This window comes from Mycobacterium sp. 20KCMC460, assembly GCF_022179425.1.
Classification (GTDB): domain Bacteria; phylum Actinomycetota; class Actinomycetes; order Mycobacteriales; family Mycobacteriaceae; genus Mycobacterium; species Mycobacterium kiyosense.
Window position 1 is genome coordinate 5,042,974 of sequence record NZ_AP025524.1, and the last position, 15,240, is coordinate 5,058,213.

The 15,240-nt window shown below is 64.2% G+C and carries 16 protein-coding genes; 2 read left to right on the forward strand and 14 right to left on the reverse strand.

Features of this window, described 5'->3' with window-relative positions; all coding sequences use genetic code 11:
• Positions 1-5: 5 nt before the first annotated feature.
• The 9 genes from MKCMC460_RS23180 to MKCMC460_RS23220 all read right to left on the reverse strand — a co-directional run bounded on the left by MKCMC460_RS23180 (position 6) and on the right by MKCMC460_RS23220 (position 8,486).
• Positions 6-1,001 (reverse strand): hypothetical protein, encoded by a 996-nt coding sequence (locus MKCMC460_RS23180; RefSeq protein WP_236977384.1) that lies wholly within the window; start codon positions 999-1,001, stop codon positions 6-8.
• Positions 1,002-1,003: 2 nt separating this feature from the next.
• Positions 1,004-2,107, reverse strand: a complete 1,104-nt coding sequence (locus MKCMC460_RS23185; protein WP_238304887.1) for a hypothetical protein — start codon at positions 2,105-2,107, stop codon at positions 1,004-1,006.
• A gap of 122 nt (positions 2,108-2,229) precedes the next feature.
• Positions 2,230-2,916, reverse strand: a complete 687-nt coding sequence (locus MKCMC460_RS23190) for a TetR/AcrR family transcriptional regulator (RefSeq protein ID WP_238304888.1) — start codon at positions 2,914-2,916, stop codon at positions 2,230-2,232.
• The gene (locus tag MKCMC460_RS23195; RefSeq protein WP_236977387.1) at positions 2,883-3,074 is read right to left on the reverse strand and encodes a ferredoxin; all 192 of its coding nucleotides are present in this window, start codon (positions 3,072-3,074) and stop codon (positions 2,883-2,885) included. The genes MKCMC460_RS23190 and MKCMC460_RS23195 overlap by 34 nt, the downstream gene beginning before the upstream one ends.
• The gene (locus tag MKCMC460_RS23200; protein WP_238304889.1) at positions 3,074-4,459 is read right to left on the reverse strand and encodes an aldehyde dehydrogenase family protein; all 1,386 of its coding nucleotides are present in this window, start codon (positions 4,457-4,459) and stop codon (positions 3,074-3,076) included. The genes MKCMC460_RS23195 and MKCMC460_RS23200 overlap by 1 nt, the downstream gene beginning before the upstream one ends.
• A gap of 18 nt (positions 4,460-4,477) precedes the next feature.
• The gene (locus MKCMC460_RS23205) at positions 4,478-5,269 is read right to left on the reverse strand and encodes a coniferyl-alcohol dehydrogenase (RefSeq protein ID WP_238304890.1); all 792 of its coding nucleotides are present in this window, start codon (positions 5,267-5,269) and stop codon (positions 4,478-4,480) included.
• Positions 5,270-5,276: 7 nt separating this feature from the next.
• Positions 5,277-6,542, reverse strand: a complete 1,266-nt coding sequence (locus MKCMC460_RS23210; protein WP_236977389.1) for a cytochrome P450 — start codon at positions 6,540-6,542, stop codon at positions 5,277-5,279.
• Positions 6,539-8,077 carry an acyl-CoA synthetase gene (locus MKCMC460_RS23215; protein ID WP_236977391.1) on the reverse strand — a complete coding sequence of 513 codons (1,539 nt, stop codon included), beginning with the start codon at positions 8,075-8,077 and terminating at the stop codon, positions 6,539-6,541. Before MKCMC460_RS23215 ends, MKCMC460_RS23210 begins: the two co-directional genes overlap by 4 nt.
• A gap of 4 nt (positions 8,078-8,081) precedes the next feature.
• The gene (locus MKCMC460_RS23220; RefSeq protein WP_236977393.1) at positions 8,082-8,486 is read right to left on the reverse strand and encodes an SCP2 sterol-binding domain-containing protein; all 405 of its coding nucleotides are present in this window, start codon (positions 8,484-8,486) and stop codon (positions 8,082-8,084) included.
• Between the two features lie 169 nt (positions 8,487-8,655).
• Between MKCMC460_RS23220 and MKCMC460_RS23225 the strand changes: the two genes are divergently transcribed.
• Both MKCMC460_RS23225 and MKCMC460_RS23230 read left to right on the forward strand, forming a co-directional pair.
• Positions 8,656-9,402, forward strand: a complete 747-nt coding sequence (locus MKCMC460_RS23225) for a hypothetical protein (RefSeq protein ID WP_236977395.1) — start codon at positions 8,656-8,658, stop codon at positions 9,400-9,402.
• A 129-nt stretch (positions 9,403-9,531) separates the two neighbouring features.
• Positions 9,532-10,548, forward strand: coding sequence for an NAD(P)H-binding protein (locus tag MKCMC460_RS23230; protein WP_236977397.1), 1,017 nt, complete (start codon positions 9,532-9,534; stop codon positions 10,546-10,548).
• Between the two features lie 62 nt (positions 10,549-10,610).
• Here MKCMC460_RS23230 and MKCMC460_RS23235 read toward each other — a convergent pair whose 3' ends face one another.
• Genes MKCMC460_RS23235 through MKCMC460_RS23255 form a run of 5 tightly spaced genes read right to left on the reverse strand, consistent with a single transcriptional unit; the run spans position 10,611 to position 15,184 of the window.
• Complete coding sequence (locus MKCMC460_RS23235; RefSeq protein ID WP_236977400.1) at positions 10,611-11,795, reverse strand: DUF1214 domain-containing protein; 1,185 nt, start codon at positions 11,793-11,795, stop codon at positions 10,611-10,613.
• 15 nt (positions 11,796-11,810) lie between these two features.
• A complete protein-coding gene (locus MKCMC460_RS23240) occupies positions 11,811-12,971 on the reverse strand; it encodes a sulfotransferase (RefSeq protein WP_236977401.1) in 1,161 nt (386 codons plus the stop codon).
• On the reverse strand, positions 12,968-13,354 hold the full coding sequence (locus MKCMC460_RS23245) for a DUF4286 family protein (protein ID WP_236977402.1): 387 nt from the start codon (positions 13,352-13,354) through the stop codon (positions 12,968-12,970). The genes MKCMC460_RS23240 and MKCMC460_RS23245 overlap by 4 nt, the downstream gene beginning before the upstream one ends.
• A gap of 15 nt (positions 13,355-13,369) precedes the next feature.
• Complete coding sequence (locus MKCMC460_RS23250) at positions 13,370-14,512, reverse strand: LLM class flavin-dependent oxidoreductase (RefSeq protein WP_236977403.1); 1,143 nt, start codon at positions 14,510-14,512, stop codon at positions 13,370-13,372.
• Between the two features lie 45 nt (positions 14,513-14,557).
• A complete protein-coding gene (locus tag MKCMC460_RS23255) occupies positions 14,558-15,184 on the reverse strand; it encodes a TetR/AcrR family transcriptional regulator (RefSeq protein ID WP_236977404.1) in 627 nt (208 codons plus the stop codon).
• Between the last annotated feature and the right edge of the window lie 56 nt (positions 15,185-15,240).

Below are 15,240 nucleotides of genomic sequence, written 5' to 3' on the forward strand. Positions count from 1 at the left end.
GTCGATCACAACTCGTCGACGGCGAACGTGGCGCGGGAGACGCGCGAGCGTTTGCAGCTGCGCTCGAGGTGCCCGTAGCCGACGACTCCGGCCCCTGTGGTGAACCGCGCCGGACATTCCGCCAGAAACAGCGGTTCGCCGGGGGCACGCCAATCGAGCCCGTTGGCATTGTCGTTGAGTTCGGAGATGGTGGCTGGAAGTGTGTGCAGCACTTCGACACTCCACTCCTCGCAGCGCCCGGACTCGGTGGTCACACCGAGCTCGAAGCGTTGCGGTGCACCCAGCAGCGAGCTGAGCCGGACCGCCTTGGCCTCGATGATCGGATCGGTTGCGCCGTCCTCGAGCAGCAAGGCACCCACCGTCGACGCCGGGGCGCCGTCCGGGGCATCCACCAGAATCAACACCAGACCCAGATCGGGCAGCGGCGCGTTGACGAACACGTGCCCTCCGAAGCCATCCCAGGTCCGCACCCCGGACGAATGGTCGCCCCAGCCGGGGCCGTTCAGGCTCCACGTCTGCCCGTCGACAGTGAGCGAACCATGCACCCGGTACTGGTGCTGGGTGTGTACCTCGGCCCACTCCGCGGAATCCCCCGCATGGCTGAACGGCGACCACAGAGCACGAATCGGTTCGGCGTCGAGCTGCCAGGTCATGTAAACGCTGGCGCCCTGGCCCGCCGGGTAGTGCGCGAGCGCCGCCGTCGGCTGCCGTTCGGGAGCGCCGCGGAACGAACAGGTGGCCCCGCCGTCGGGTCTTCCGCGCAAGCTGCAAATGTGCGACGCGACGGTCCACTCGTCGGGATCGCTTCCCCACGAACGGTCGACCGCGAGCGTGCCGTCCGGCAAGTAGGCCACCGATTGGATCCACCACAGGTCGAGATCGTCACGGTAACGTCCGGCGTGCAGGAACAGGCCGACCCGGTCGTCGTCATTCCAGCAGCCGAACCATTTGGTTTCGCTCCATGCCGCAACGTCGCGCTTCGGCAGCCGATTGGGAAACACCGCTAGACCACGGCGCTGCGTAGGTCTTGGCGCCAGTTCAACGCCGGCCCGAATGACGGCAGCACCCCGGGGCCGCTCGCGACAAGGTGGGGAATTGCCTGCAGACACGAGGCGATGACGCCGTGGTAGCCGGGGCTGCTTTGCAGATTCCCGAAGTCGTAGGCCAGCGGGGCATCGTCTGTCAGTGTCGTGCGCATGTCGATCGACATCCGAATCGATGGGGTGCCTTCGATCTCGGCGACCCAGTACTCGTTTTCGGCGACACCGTCGGGCAGCTCCGATGTCCCGACGAACCAGTGGTACTCCATCGTGAAAAACGCCTCGTTACCGATGGAATCGACCCAGCCCTGAAAGCGGTGTACGACGCGGCCCAGAGTGCCCTTTTCGATCTTGGTGTGCAGCATGGTGACGTCAGTGGTCGCCGGCAGATACTCGTGGGTCTCCTCGACGCGGTCATAGCTGACGCCGAGTGTCTTCTCGACGGTGCGGCCGATCGCGTGCAGGAAGTTGGTGGAGATACCCGGTCCGATCGGGCTGGCCTCGGCCACCTCCACGGGTCCGCCGAAGCCGACGACGGCCAGCAGCTCGGCGGGCACCGCGTGACAGTCCCACAGCTCTTGCAGCCGAATGGTTTTGATGTCCGTGCAGATTCCGGTGATACCCATCAGCACCCGGTCGCTGATCAGGTCGGGGTCGATGCCGGTGGCGTGGAAGGTCGAACCTCCCTTACTGCAGGCCTCGGCGAGGCGATCGCCGAAGCCGTCGGAGCGATAGAGCACGGCGTTGTGGTACGGCAGCGGAGTAACGACGTTGTGGCCGGCCGCCAGGATTGCGAGCAGCTCGGCGTCGGCGTTGTTGATGCCGAAGTCACGAGGCGTGTAGATCACGCAGTCCGCCTCGACCGCGAGCAGGGCGTCGACATCATCGGTCGCGGTCACCCCGAGGGGGTTGATCCCGATCAGCTCGCCCGCGTCCTTGCCAACCTTGCCGGCGGAGAAGGCGCGCAGGCCCACCAGCTCGAATGCCTCCAGCCGGGCGATCTCCCAAAGTGCAACGCCGCCAAGGCCGCCCGGGCCCCAAACGATGACCTTGTAGCTCTCGCGCATACCGCTCCCCGTCCGACAACTCGCTGTCCAAATTAATTATGAACGTGTGTTCAGAGATACTGTGCTGCCGGTCACATGTCAAGAGGGTGGAGCCGGAGATTACGCCCGGCGGTAACGGGCAATCAGCTTTGCGTACGCAGCCCGGAGATCGCATCGAGCAACGCCTCGAGACCCGTCCGGAACGTGTCGTCGCCCGGTTCCTCGTTCTGAACGCGAGCCGCCGCGTGCAGATACGGAAACACATCCGGGCTCAAGTCACGGCGACGCTTCAATTCGGATGCCCGGTGCGCGCGGGTGTGCGCCTGAAGCACGACGATGTCACCCACCGCGAGGGACACCAGCATATTCAACGCACGCAACTGATTCGGGGTCGAAAGCCCAGCGCCGGCAAGCGAACCGAGCAGGTGCTCGCGGATCGGGTCCATGGCCTCCGCGCCGACACCAGCGCCTACCAACGACACCGCTGCAGGTCGAGCCCGCAGTGCTGCATGAAAGGCGACCATGGTGTCGCGCAGCTCAGTACGCCAATTCCCGGACCGAACAATGCTGCGCATGACCGGCGCGAGTGCTCGCGCCAGGGCGGCCTCGACCATCGTCTGCTTGCTGTCGAAGTAGTTGTACAGCGTGCCGGGGCTGGCACCGAGACGGGCGGCGACCGCACGGACATTGAGACCCTCGAGTCCGTGCTCAGCGAGCAGCGATAGCGCTGCGTCGAGGACCTCGTCCTCGGTCAGCTTTCGTGGGGGGCCTGGTCGGACAGCGATGGACCCGCAGTCTAGTCCTGGATTGACAATGCGCCAGTGGGGCACTCGCTCACAGCCTGTTCGACCGCGGGGCGTTCGCCCTCGGGCGGTTCGGGATCGATTGCGTGCGACTGGCCGTCGTCACCGACCTCGAACACCGCCGGCGCGGTGACCTCGCACAGTCCGATTCCCGAGCACTTGGTGGGGTCGACCGCCACGCGCATCAGAAAACCTTCCGCATGATCTTCAGCGCCCGCGGACTGTACGGCGGGTAGACCAGCCGCAGATCGGGTTTGGCCGTCTTGGAGAGCACCGCGCGCCGATGACTCAGCGCCTCGAAACCCCACTTTCCGTGATAGGCCCCCATGCCGCTGGCGCCGACACCCCCGAACGGCAGCGAGGGCACCAGACACTGCATAGCGACATGATTGATCACGGCGCCGCCGGACGGAATGCGGTCGATCAGGTCGCGGCCGATCTGGCCAGAAGCGAAGACATACAGCGCCAACGGCTTTGGCCTACTGTTTACGAAATCGACTGCCTGATCGAGCGATTCGACCGCCAAGACCGGAAGTATCGGACCGAAGATCTCCTCGGACATCACCGGATCGGTCGGTGCCGGATCGACGATCACCGTCGGTTCGATCCGCAGGGTGGCGGCATCCGACCGGCCCCCGGTCACGACTTTCCCGTCGGTGGCGCTGATCAGCGAAACCAGGCGGTCGAACTGGCGTTGATTGACGATCCGCAACGCCGGATCCGGCTCCCCCGAACGGAAATCACGGACATTGGCGACGATCCTGCCGACCAATTGGTCGACGATCCGGCGGTCGGCCAGCACGTAGTCCGGCGCGATGCAGGTTTGACCCGAATTCAACAGCTTCACCCACGCGATGCGGCGCGCGGCGACATCGATGTCGGCGTCGGCCGCAACGATCACCGGGCTCTTGCCGCCCAGTTCCAGCGTCACCGGGGTGAGGGTCGGTGCTGCCGCGGCCATGATCTTCTTTCCGACCTCGGTGCCGCCGGTGAACAACACGTGATCGAAGCCCGCCGCCAGCAACTCCTGGGTCACGGTGGCATCGCCTTCGACGACGCGGACTGCCTCCGGGTCGACGTAGAGCGGAAGCAACCGCGCCAACAGCGCCGACGTCGCAGGTGCCAACTCCGACGGTTTGATGACCGCGCAATTGCCCGCGGCCACCGCGGCCACCAGCGGCGCCAGGCTCAGATACAGCGGGTAATTCCACGGCCCGATCACCAGCACCACGCCCAGCGGATCGTACTGCACCCAGGCGCGGCCGGGTAACTGCGCCAACGGTAGTGACTCACGGCGTCTGCGCATCCACCGCTTCAAATGCTTGCGCGCATACACCGCTTCGCCTTTGGTCGAAGCGACATCACCCAACCACGCCTCGGCCGGCGAGCGACCCAGGTCTTGGGCCAGGGCCGCGGCGATGTCCGGCTCGCGCTCCTCGACCAACCGCTCGATTCCCCGCAACTGCTCCAGCCGCCACTTCAGGCTGCGGGTGCGGCCGGAACCGAAGACACGGCGCAGATCGCCGAGCACGCTGGCATTGTCGGTGGTCTGAAGTTCGTCAATAGTCATGGCTTCTCCTGAGCCGGCTCAGATTTCGGGGGCCGGCACCACGCCACTGGCCACCGCCCCGCTGATCCCGCCGTCGACCGCGAGCGCCTGCCCGTTGACCCACCGCGCATCGTCTGACGCCAGGAACAACACCACATCGGCGATGTCCTCCGGGCTGGCGTGCCGCCCGAGCAGATTCTTCAACCCGTCCAGGGTGTCCTTGCCCATCGACTCCTCGAAGTCCACCAGAATCGGTGTCTCCACGGGCCCGGGCAACACCGCATTGATCCGAAAACCCATCTCCGCCAACGCCAGACCCATCGACATGGCGTAGACGGTGGTGACCTCCTTGGAGAAGTTGTAGGCATTGCCCTGCTGCGGGTTGGCCTTGAACCATGCCGCACCCTCTTCGAAGGTGTCGGTGCACAGCAGATCGCGAATCGCGTCGAGTCGCTGCGGCCAGCCGAAGCCGGCGGTCGACGACACAATTGTCACCGCCGCGCCCGGGTTGAGCCGCTCGAAGAACGACTCGGTCAAGTGCCGCACCGCAAAACTGTTGACGGCCATGACCAGATCGGCGGGAGCGGTGCCGGGAATGCCGGCAACGTTGATCAGCCCGTCGAACTCACCAGTGAGTTGCTCCACAGCGGTGTCGATACTGTGCGGGTTGGCCAGGTCGACCTCGATGTGTTGGGTCACCTTGGCGGTCGGTTGATTGCGGTCCAGGCAGTAGACCTCAGCGCCGGCAGCCAGCAGTCGCTCGGCGACCGCATGCCCGATACCTGATGCGGCGCCGGTGACGACGTAACGTTTGCCCGTGAACTCGGCCATGATTCTCCTAATCGAGGGTGTACGGCAGCGATTTGACTGCGGTGATGAAGTTGCCGGTCAGATACTCGGGTTCGCCCACCCGCAGCGTCGGCGCGCGGAAGATCAACTCGCGGAAGATCGACTCCAGCTGCATCTTGCCCATGAACGCACCCATGCAGAAATGCGGACCGCCACCGCCGAACGCGACGTGGGGGTTGGGTGATCGGGTGATGTCGAACTGGTACGGGTTGGCGAAGACCCGCTCGTCGCGGTTGGCCGAGGAATAGACCATCGTGACCCAGTCGCCTTCGCGGATGTGCTGGCCGTGCAACTCGGTGTCCTGAGTGGCCGTGCGACGAAATGTCATCACCGGCGTCGTCCAGCGGACGAACTCCTCGATCGCCACCTTGATGTGCCCGTCGAAATCCTGCTCCAGCAAGGCCTTCTGGTCGGGGAACTGTTGCAACGCAAGGGTCGTGAAGGTGGTCGTGGTGCGGGTGGTGTCGTTACCCGCCACCGAAAGCAGCACGAAGTACGGACCCAGCTCGTCGTCGGTGAGGCGGCGCCCGTCGACCTCCGCCTGCACCAGCGAGGTCATCAGGTCGTTCTGCGGGTGGGCGCGTCGCGCCTCGGCCAAGCCGATCCCGATGTTGAGCAGGCCCACCAGGGAATCGGTCAGGACTTCCCCGGGCTCACGGCCGGCCGCGACATCGGGGTCTGCCCAGGCCACCATTCCTTCGGCCAGGTGCGCTGCCTCGTCGCGTTCTTCTTCGGGCAGGCCGAGCATTTCGTAGATCGTCCACATCGGAAGGCGTTTGGACACCTGCTGGACGAAGTCGCCGTCCTTGGTCTTGAGGAGGTCATCGACGATCGACTTCGCCTGGTGCTCGATCTGGTCCTTGATCTTGGCGACCTGCCGCGGCGTGAAGACCGAGCTGACGAGCCGTCGCAGACTCGAGTGCTTGGCCCCGTCCATGCCGAGGAAGGACTGCGTGGCATCGAGCATCTCTTCGGGAACGGCCTCGAAGGTGATGCCTTGCCCGGAGCAGAACAGTTCCGGGTTCTTGCTGACATAGCAGACGTCTTCGTGGCGCGTGACCACCCAGACTCCGTCGATCTCGGGTTCCATCATGGAGCCCTCGATCGGGCGGTGCCAGCTGACCGGGCGTTCGTCACGAAGAATCTTGAAGGACTTCTCGCGTTCGTCGAAACTCTGCGCCCAGAAATCCAGCGACGAGATGCTTACCGGGTCGAAGGGCGGACGGTCGATCTTCGACGTCGTTTCGGTGGTCATGCGTTTGCCTCCATGTAGCGGGCCTTCAGGCTTCTCTTCACGAGCTTTCCGGTGGCTGTCCGGGGTAGCTCGTCGACGAAGTCGACGGTGCGGGGTGCCTTGTAGTGCGCGATACGGTCCCGGACGTAGCTGATGATCTCGTCGGCCAGTTCGGCGGAAGGTGTTGTGCCGGGCTTCAATTGGACGACCGCTTTGACTTGCTCGCCCATCTCCGGATCGGGCACGCCGATCACCGCGACATCGAACACCTTGGGGTGCAACGCGAGCACGTTCTCGACTTCCTGCGGATAGATGTTCACCCCGCCGGAGATGATGACAAAAGCCTTGCGATCGGTCAGGAACAGGTAGCCCTCTTCGTCGACATAGCCGATGTCGCCAACGGTAGCCCAGTTTTCATGCGCGGGATGCCTTGAGGAAGCGGTCTTTTCGGGATCGTTGTGATATTGGAAGGGCACGACGTCGCGCTCGAAGTAGACGGTGCCGACAGTGCCGGGCGGCTGTTCGTTGCCGTCGTCGTCACAGATGTGCAGGACTCCGAGCGCGGCTTTGCCTACCGACCCGCGCTTGTCCTTCCACTCGGCGGTGGTAATCACCGTGGTGCCGTGTTGTTCTGTCGCACCGTAGTATTCGACGAGGATCGGGCCCCACCAGTCGATCATGGCGTCTTTGACCTCGGGCGGGCAGGGCGCGGCGGCGTGCACCGCCATGCGCAGAGAAGACACGTCGTAGGCGTTGCGAACCGCCTCGGGCAATTGCAGCATTCGGACGAACATGGTCGGCACCATCTGGGTGACGGTCACCCGATACCGCTGGATGGCGGCCAAGGCCTTTTCGGCGTCGAAGCGCTCCATCAGGACAACGGTGCCGCCCAGCGCCTGCACGCCGGCGCACCACTTCAGCGGGGCGGTGTGATAAATCGGCGCGGGAGAAAGGTATACGTCGTCACTGGAAATCTTGAAGGCGTGCGCCAGCAGCCCGACAAGCGGATCCCCCGGCTGGTCAACCTGGATCGGCAGCAGATGCGGCTTGATGCCCTTGGGCCGACCGGTGGTCCCCGAGGAGTACAGCATCTCCGCGCCGCGCGGCTGCTCGGTCAGGCGTGCTGTCGTCGTGGACAGCAGGTCGACGTACGGCTGGTAGCCGGTGATGACACCGCCGAACGAGTACCACTGTCGCACGCCGGAAACCAGGTCCAGCAGTCGCTCTGCCAACTCCCGCACGCCGGATGAGGCGAGGACCACTTGAGCCCCGCTGTCTTCAACGATGTAGGCGGCCTCCTCGGCCGCCAAATGCCAGTTGACAGCGGTGATGTAGAGGCCGGACCGTATTGCGGCCCAGTAGATCTCGAATGCCTCGGCGGAATTATCGGAGAGTAGCGCGATCACATCGCCCTTGCGCAGGCCCATCCCGTACAGCGCTGCCGCGAGCCGGGCCGAGTTGTCGTCGAGTTGTTGGTAGGTGAGCACCCGTCCCGAATCAGCCATGATCACCGCCGGCCGCTCGGGCGCGGTTACCGCATGAGTACCTGGAAACATGGGCTCAGACGAGCAGGTCGTCGCGACCGTCGTTCTTCAATCGTTCGATGTAGCTCGGGTAGAGCTTCTTGCCCATCGGCGCCAGCTTGAGCAGGCTGGCCACGTTGCCCTCGACCTTGATCTTCTTCTTCGCCATGGCCAGCGGCAGGTTGACCTTGCCCTGCCAGTAGCCGTTGCCGGTGTCGGCCGTCATGGACATCGTCGCCACTGGCGCCGGTCCACCGTCCAAGCCCTCGCGGACCGATTTGTTCGGCATGTCGATCACGACGACAGCCTCGGGATCGGTGAAGTCGAAGGCGACCACCAGACCGGTGGCAACCAGCTTCGGGCCGATCTCCTCGTCTTCGAAGGCAGTCTCGAAAATGCCGCCGATGTACTTCCTCACCTCGGCAGAGTCTTTGAACCCCATCGTTCTCCCTCTAATTTACTTTCGATTAAATTCCCGCCCCAGAAGGCCGCCGCGCCAAGGGGTTGAACCCTCGAAGACAGGATATGACCTCTATCACAAAAACGATAGCATAAGTTGACTTATGGTCAAGCCTCCCTAGCGCCCAACTCATTGGCTAACATCGCTGAACATGTACGACACCCACGCGATCCTGGATGCCATCGACAATCACACCGTTCCGATCCTGGTCGGATTCGGGTTGGCGATGGTCCTGCAGAACATCGGGATGATCACCGCGGTCATCATGACGCGGCGTGAGGGTTGGATCTCGATCCCGCTGCCATGCACATTCCTGTGGTTCGCTCACGACCTCGGTGTGGTCGCCCGATTCGATACCTGGTTCAACGTGTACAACCACTGGTTCCTCAAATTGTTCTGGCTCGGCCTGCTCAGTGCGCTGATCATCGAACTGATCTTCTTCGCTCAGGCCATTCGCGTCGGTCGTGCCGAATACCTGCCGAACGGCACCCAGGCCCAGTGGTGCGCGCTGGTAGTCGGCGGAGCGGTCGCATTCGTGGTCATCTGGGAGTACATGAAGATCGTCTGGGATGATCCGCTGTACCAGGCCGCACCGGCGATCACGCTGTTCCTGCTTCCGCTGGCAACCACGGCACTGCTCCTACGCCGGCGATCGGCCGTCTCGCAGACTCCGCTCATCTACGGCTGCTTCGCCGCGATGGTCGTGCTGTGGTGGGGTGTGACGGCGGGCTACTACGGCTACGGATTCGGCAGCTGGCAGTACCTGCTCGCCGGTGTCATCGCGTTCGTGATGTTGGTCGGCGTCACCGTCGCGGTCGCGCGGATGCGGTCGGGTGCGGTCGGAGAATCCCATCCGGCAGCGTCAAGGGACTTTCAGTCCCTTGACGGATTTCGATGACCGCTATAACGTCGGCCGCGTGCGCAACCGGCGCGATACGTCTGGCTCCCGAGACCGCTTGACGTTCAGGCGGATCCGTCTCGATCGTCGTACTCGCCACCGGTCAGTCGGCACACCTGGATCAGCCCTATGACGCTGGTGGTGTACGGCGCGACCGGAGCCACCGGGCATCGCGTCGTCGAATTAGCCTCAGCCGGCGGCATTCCCGTGATCGCCGCAGGGCGGAATGCGCAAGCACTCGCCCGGCTCGGTGTCGAACATCGGGTGGCATCCCTGGCACCCGGGGAATTGGACAGTGCATTCTCGGGCGCATCGGTAGTGGTCTCGTGTGCCGGTCCCTACACCCAATTCGGGCCCCCCGTACTGGATGCGGCCATCCGCGCCGGCGCCAGCTATGTGGACTGCACCGGCGAACCGCGTTGGGTGCAGACCATCATCGACAAGTTCGAAAGCCGGGCCATCCAAGCAAGAGTCGCGGTGGTGCCGTCGCTGGGGCTCGGCGTGGCGACCGACATCGCCGCCGCGGCTGCGGCAGACCGCGTCGGCGGCCCCGACACGGTGCGCCGGCTGCACTGCGCGGTACGGATAGTCGGGATGCGGCCGTCACCGGCGACCATGCGTTCGACGGTCGAGCTAGTGGCCGGCGGTGCGCCGGTCGTCGACAGTGGTTGCATCCGTTGGGAATTGGCGGGACGGCGCGTTCACCGATTCGCATCCGGGCGTGGGGCGCTGTTCGCCACGCCCGACGCGCTGGTCCTGTCCAGGGCGTATCCGCACGCCCATATCGAATGCCACGTCCAACCTGTCGTCATGGGTGCGGCGCTGGCCACCGGCGGCTTGATATGGCGGATTCCGGGGTCGTTGCCCGCGACTCGTACGTTGTTGTCCCGTCTCGGGCACTCCGGCACTGATGCCGGCGGCGGGCGCTCGCTGGTGACTGCCGAGGCCGAGGGCGGCGCAGGGGTATGCACAGTCACCGGCGCAGTGGAGGACGTCTACGACGTCACCGGCCGCGGAGCCTTCGAAGTCGCTCGAGCGCTCCTGGCCGGACCCGGGAAGCGGACTGGATTACGCAACGCCGGACAGTTCTTGTCCGCACCGCAGCAGGCCGCCGAAGACCTCGGTGTCCAGCTTGCGTTCTGCTGACTCGATGATGTGACGGGCCTAGCTAGGCGCGGTGCTTGGCACCAGTCACGGCTGTGGACTACTCATACCCGCCTGCGCCACACTGACCTGGCACGCCGGCGTAGCGCGTCTTGCCGCTCGGTGGGCGTGACCCTGGCTGTCGCCTCCGGCAGCTCGGCTGCCAACGACGCAAGCGGTACCGTCCGGATCTTCGGCAATGGAGTGGTGTCCGCTTTGTAGTAGCGGGCGGTGATTAGTCCGACCGTATGTCCGCCCGCATCAAGCCAATTCGTGTAACCGGGATCTTCGTGGGCGATCACGGCGCGGAACACACCGTCGTCGTCGAGCACCGCCTGGTGACCGTTCAGCGACGTTTGCCGCAGGTTCCAGTCCAGCGCTTCCCAGAAGTGCGAGGTGAGCTGGTATTGCCAATACCTGGCGTTGGGCGGCGTGACCTCGATGATCACCGCCTCGTCCTGCTCGCAGCGATAGATCCCCTTGCCGTACAACAGATCCGCCCATGCGAAGTCGATCTCGACGAACTTCAACGAGTCCGGTGGCGCCTGAAAGTATTCGTCGACGGCATGCTTGCATGCAGCCGGTACGATCCGAACCCAGTCGATCAGCAATTGCAACCGCTCGGCCATGTCCGCCGGCTGCAACGTCGGCGGCGGGTACGTCACACCGTCACGCTCGATCAGAAGCTCCGCGGGTTCTTCGGTGTCCCAGTCGTAGTAATACTGGCGCACGATGATCGAGCCCGGACCTTCACACGTCCGCACCCAGTTGCCCGGCTGCTCCGTCGCCGACAGCACAACTTCGATGGTGCCGTCGTCCTCGACGTGAAAGTCGCTCTTGCGGTCCACCAGCTTCCAGTCCGCGAGATGCGACGTGTGTCCGGTGCGGGTCTCGACGTCGAAGAGGCGCGCGGTTCCACGCTTGCCACGGATACGGTAGACGCCATCGCCGTGCACAGCCGCCCAGTGATAGCAGCAATCGGTCGCCGGAATGCCGTATTGCATATAGGGACTGATGAACTTGACCAGCCACGGATAGTGGGCGTCCCACCCTTCCATCGTCATCATGATTCCCGACTGCAGCAGCCGGGTCAGGTAACGGATGCCTTCGGCACGCAGCAGGGGCGTGTCGACCTTGTCGTTGTCGTGGACGTAGGCCGTCATGTCGGCGATCGCCTCAGCCAGCGTTCGCCACAGGTCCGCCTCGGACACCCGGGGATCGTCGGCGACTTCTCGGTCCATGATTGTCATCGGGTGCAGATCCTTCTAATTCGGCGCAAGTTCCGGAAATTCGGCGAGATACGCCGTGAAACACTCCCGCACCAGGTCAGGAGTCACGCCCCAGCGCGTCGGTTTGTACTCGTGTGCACCGAAATGCCCTTCTGGCCGGCGCGCGTTGTAGGCGTCGAACGCGGCCTGCGCTTCGTCGGTGATGGGCCGGCCCGCCCGCCGATAGATTTCGGTGACCACACCGTTGATGTCGTCGCGGATCTGCGTGTAGTCGACGTCGAAGATATCCAGATCCGGTATCGATTTCCGGGCCTCGAGGTTCCGCGCGGTGTAGCCGCCCCAGAATTGTGCGAAGTCCGGGCCCAGCGCCGGCAGATCCACGACGTCGCTGTTCATCCCCCGCGCCACCTCGATCAGCGAACAATAAGATCCGAGCACCGTGTAGACGTCCCGGTGACACTGCACGAACGTGGCATCCGGGAAAAGGCCGTGCAGCACCGCTACCTGGCCAATGTGCATGGGCGACTTGAGAACCCATGGTCGGCCACGGGCGCCGCCGTCCTGCCATTGCAGATACTGCAGCACCGTGCGCAGGTAGGCGTAGGCCGACTCCTGGCGGTCGGCGATCCACTTGCGATGGTTGGGTAGGTGCAGGCGGTGCGAGGCCACCGGGGCGTCAAAGGTGAGCTCCATCAGCCATAGATCCTCGTCGGGCTCGCGCGCTTCCATCGGATGGCGGGCCATGAATTCCGGGGCCTGACGCAGCATCGCCTCGAACTGCTCACCGATCGCGATACGGGTCTGCGGATCGCCGGGCATCGGAGCCGGATTCAGCAGCCGCCATACCTCGAGTCGCTGCATCCCCGGATCCGACGCGATAGTGCGCTGCAGCTTGGAGGTACCGGTGCGTGGCAATCCCAGGATCACGATCGGCGGCACCAGCTCCTCGTCCAGAATCTCCGGATGCTCACGCAGGTCCCGGGTGAATCCGAGCCGGTTGATCAACAGCCGCAGAATGTCTTGGACCTGGGTTGCTACCCCAATCTCGTTGAGATCGGCGGTAGTTCGCATATCGGCGAGCAAGATGTCCAAGCTGTCGAGAAAGCCTGTGTCACTTCCCCAATCGTCGAGACCGCTTGCCGCCGAGGCCGCCGCCAGCAACGGTTCGCGCTCAAGCGGTGGTAGCGCGACGGTCACGATGCATCGGCACCCGAGACGCTGACCCGTTCCAGTCGCTCGGTCAACGGCAGACACAGCGACGCGCCGAGCTTGCTCATGTCCAGGTTCGGTGAGATGTCGGCGGTGCCGTTGGCGAGCGATTCGCGCAGCACAGCGGCGAACTTCTCCAGATCCGCCTCGGTCTCGCCCTCGATCTCATAGATCGCCAGATAGGCCTGCTCAGGACCGACAACGCCGGGCAGCGTCTCGACCTCCTGGGCGATCTTGTATCGGGTGGCCGCGATGACACCCGGAATCGTCACCAGATCATGGATGTGTTTGTTGGAATACCAGTCGTTGTAGGCGTCTTCGGTCTCCGCCGACGTGGGCTGGGTGAAGGCGAGCATGATGGCATGCGGCACTTGAGTTCTCCTCCGCTAGTGGTTTGTGGTCTGGGCCTTCAGGCCGGCCGCAACCTGCAGCAGCCGGACGATCGAGGAGGGAAATCCATCCGCTCCGGTATGCAGCGGCATGACGTCGAGCAGTCCGACGAATGTCGCGCCGGCCTCGATCCATTCACGGCCGATCTTGACGGCTTCTTCCGGTGTGCCCCACGTCGCCGACTTCGCGCACATCTCGCGAGGCACCTGTGCAACGACGGCTTCCGCGTCGGCGGCCGTCATCGTGAACGGCAGGTAGTCATTGGAGTAGTGCCAGCCGCGTGGAAAAACGCTCTGCAGACCCTCATTCCGCCACTCGTCCTGGTTCATGCGTCCGTAGCTGGCCGAGTACCACTTGATCTGCGGGCTCTGCTGTGCTGCCGCAATCACATCCGGATCCTCGTGCAGACCGCACGGCAGCCATACCCCGAACCCGAATTCGTCGGGGTCGCGACCGGCAGCTTCCACCCGGTCGCGAATGGCGGACACTCTTGAAGCGAACACATCCAGGTTCGGCACCGCGTTCGGAAAGGACGATTCGATGCCGTCGGCGTATTGGGCGCACAATTCGGTGAACTTCGGTCCGCCTCCCAGCCCCCAGATTTCCGGCCGGGCCGGCCGGTACGTGCCCAGGTATCCGTGGTCGAAGCTCCACCGTTTTCCGGTGTAGGAGAACGGTTCGTCGGTGTCGAGCAGCTTGCGGATCAGGATCAGGACATCCTTCAGGCGCGATAGCGCCTGGCCGGTGGGGTGCCCGAACGGCGTCATGTGCCGGGCCTCCCCCAGACCGATGGCGCAGGTGACGGTGCCCTGCGTCGCCGATGCGAGCGACAGTAATGTCCGAGTCAACTCGGCGGGTCGCGATCGGACCGCGTCGGTAGTCATCCGTACGCCGATGCGCGGGCTGGCGGCGAGCGCGAATGCGCACTCGATGAAGGGGTCGTGTGTGGAGTGCGCGTCCGGGGCTTCCATACCCGCCGGGACACCGAAACCCTGTGGCGCCCAACCTGTCAACTCGTCCCACACCCAGAACTGGTCCACCACCCCGGATTGTTCGAGGGCACCGACGAAGTCCTGGATTCCGGCCAACGGAGTGGAGCGGTGGTTGGGGTACGCGACGGCGATGCGTGGGGAGCGCATAACGCTCGACATTAAGGGACTGACAGTCCTCTAGTCAAGGGACTCTCAGTCCTTTGCCAACCGGGCTCCGTACAAGAACACCCGAGTCACGTGGTCGATAACCTCGTCGCGCGAGGGTTTATCGCCACCGCTGGGGACCAACGGGTGATCGAAGACCACGATCGATGCGATCGTGCCGAAAAGCAGCCGCATGGTCAGGTCAAGACCCGTCTGCGGGACCCAGCCGCGCCGATGCGCTTCGATGCTGGTCGTCCGCATTATCTCGGCGAAGAATCGGTCGAATTGCTCGTCCAGGCCCGCCAGCGTGGCCGAGTCGAGTTCATGACCGACGACGGCGACGCCGACGAGCGCCTCTCGGTGCGCCGTGCAGCTGTCGTAGAACATCTCGACGATCGTCCGGGTGATCTCGAAGTCTCCCCATTTCGGGTTCCCGATGTCGTAGGCGACCGTGTAATTTTCCAGGAATTCTATGAACGGTTGCAATACCGCGGCCCCGAAAAGGTCTGCCTTGTCGGTGAAATGGCGCCAGATCGCCGAGCGAGCGACGCCGGCTTCGGCCGCAATATCGTCGGCCGTCGTCGCGGCATAGCCCTTGGCGGTGAATACCCGGGCCGCGGCGTCTATCAGCAAATGGCGGACTTCCGCGGTCGATCGCCGTGTTCGAGCGGGCATCCTGAAATGGTAGCCAGGTCCGTCAACTCGCCGCTGCGCACGTTCGCGCAGCAACG

Coding starts and splice junctions, on each gene's coding strand:
- MKCMC460_RS23225 (WP_236977395.1), top strand. CDS start 8,656: ATGTACGACACCCACGCGATCCTGGATGCCATCGACAATCACACCGTT.
- MKCMC460_RS23210 (WP_236977389.1), bottom strand. CDS start 6,542: ATGACCACCGAAACGACGTCGAAGATCGACCGTCCGCCCTTCGACCCG.
- MKCMC460_RS23185 (WP_238304887.1), bottom strand. CDS start 2,107: ATGCGCGAGAGCTACAAGGTCATCGTTTGGGGCCCGGGCGGCCTTGGC.
- MKCMC460_RS23255 (WP_236977404.1), bottom strand. CDS start 15,184: ATGCCCGCTCGAACACGGCGATCGACCGCGGAAGTCCGCCATTTGCTG.
- MKCMC460_RS23250 (WP_236977403.1), bottom strand. CDS start 14,512: ATGCGCTCCCCACGCATCGCCGTCGCGTACCCCAACCACCGCTCCACT.
- MKCMC460_RS23200 (WP_238304889.1), bottom strand. CDS start 4,459: ATGACTATTGACGAACTTCAGACCACCGACAATGCCAGCGTGCTCGGC.
- MKCMC460_RS23205 (WP_238304890.1), bottom strand. CDS start 5,269: ATGGCCGAGTTCACGGGCAAACGTTACGTCGTCACCGGCGCCGCATCA.
- MKCMC460_RS23230 (WP_236977397.1), top strand. CDS start 9,532: ATGACGCTGGTGGTGTACGGCGCGACCGGAGCCACCGGGCATCGCGTC.
- MKCMC460_RS23235 (WP_236977400.1), bottom strand. CDS start 11,795: ATGACAATCATGGACCGAGAAGTCGCCGACGATCCCCGGGTGTCCGAG.
- MKCMC460_RS23215 (WP_236977391.1), bottom strand. CDS start 8,077: ATGTTTCCAGGTACTCATGCGGTAACCGCGCCCGAGCGGCCGGCGGTG.
- MKCMC460_RS23220 (WP_236977393.1), bottom strand. CDS start 8,486: ATGGGGTTCAAAGACTCTGCCGAGGTGAGGAAGTACATCGGCGGCATT.
- MKCMC460_RS23195 (WP_236977387.1), bottom strand. CDS start 3,074: ATGCGCGTGGCGGTCGACCCCACCAAGTGCTCGGGAATCGGACTGTGC.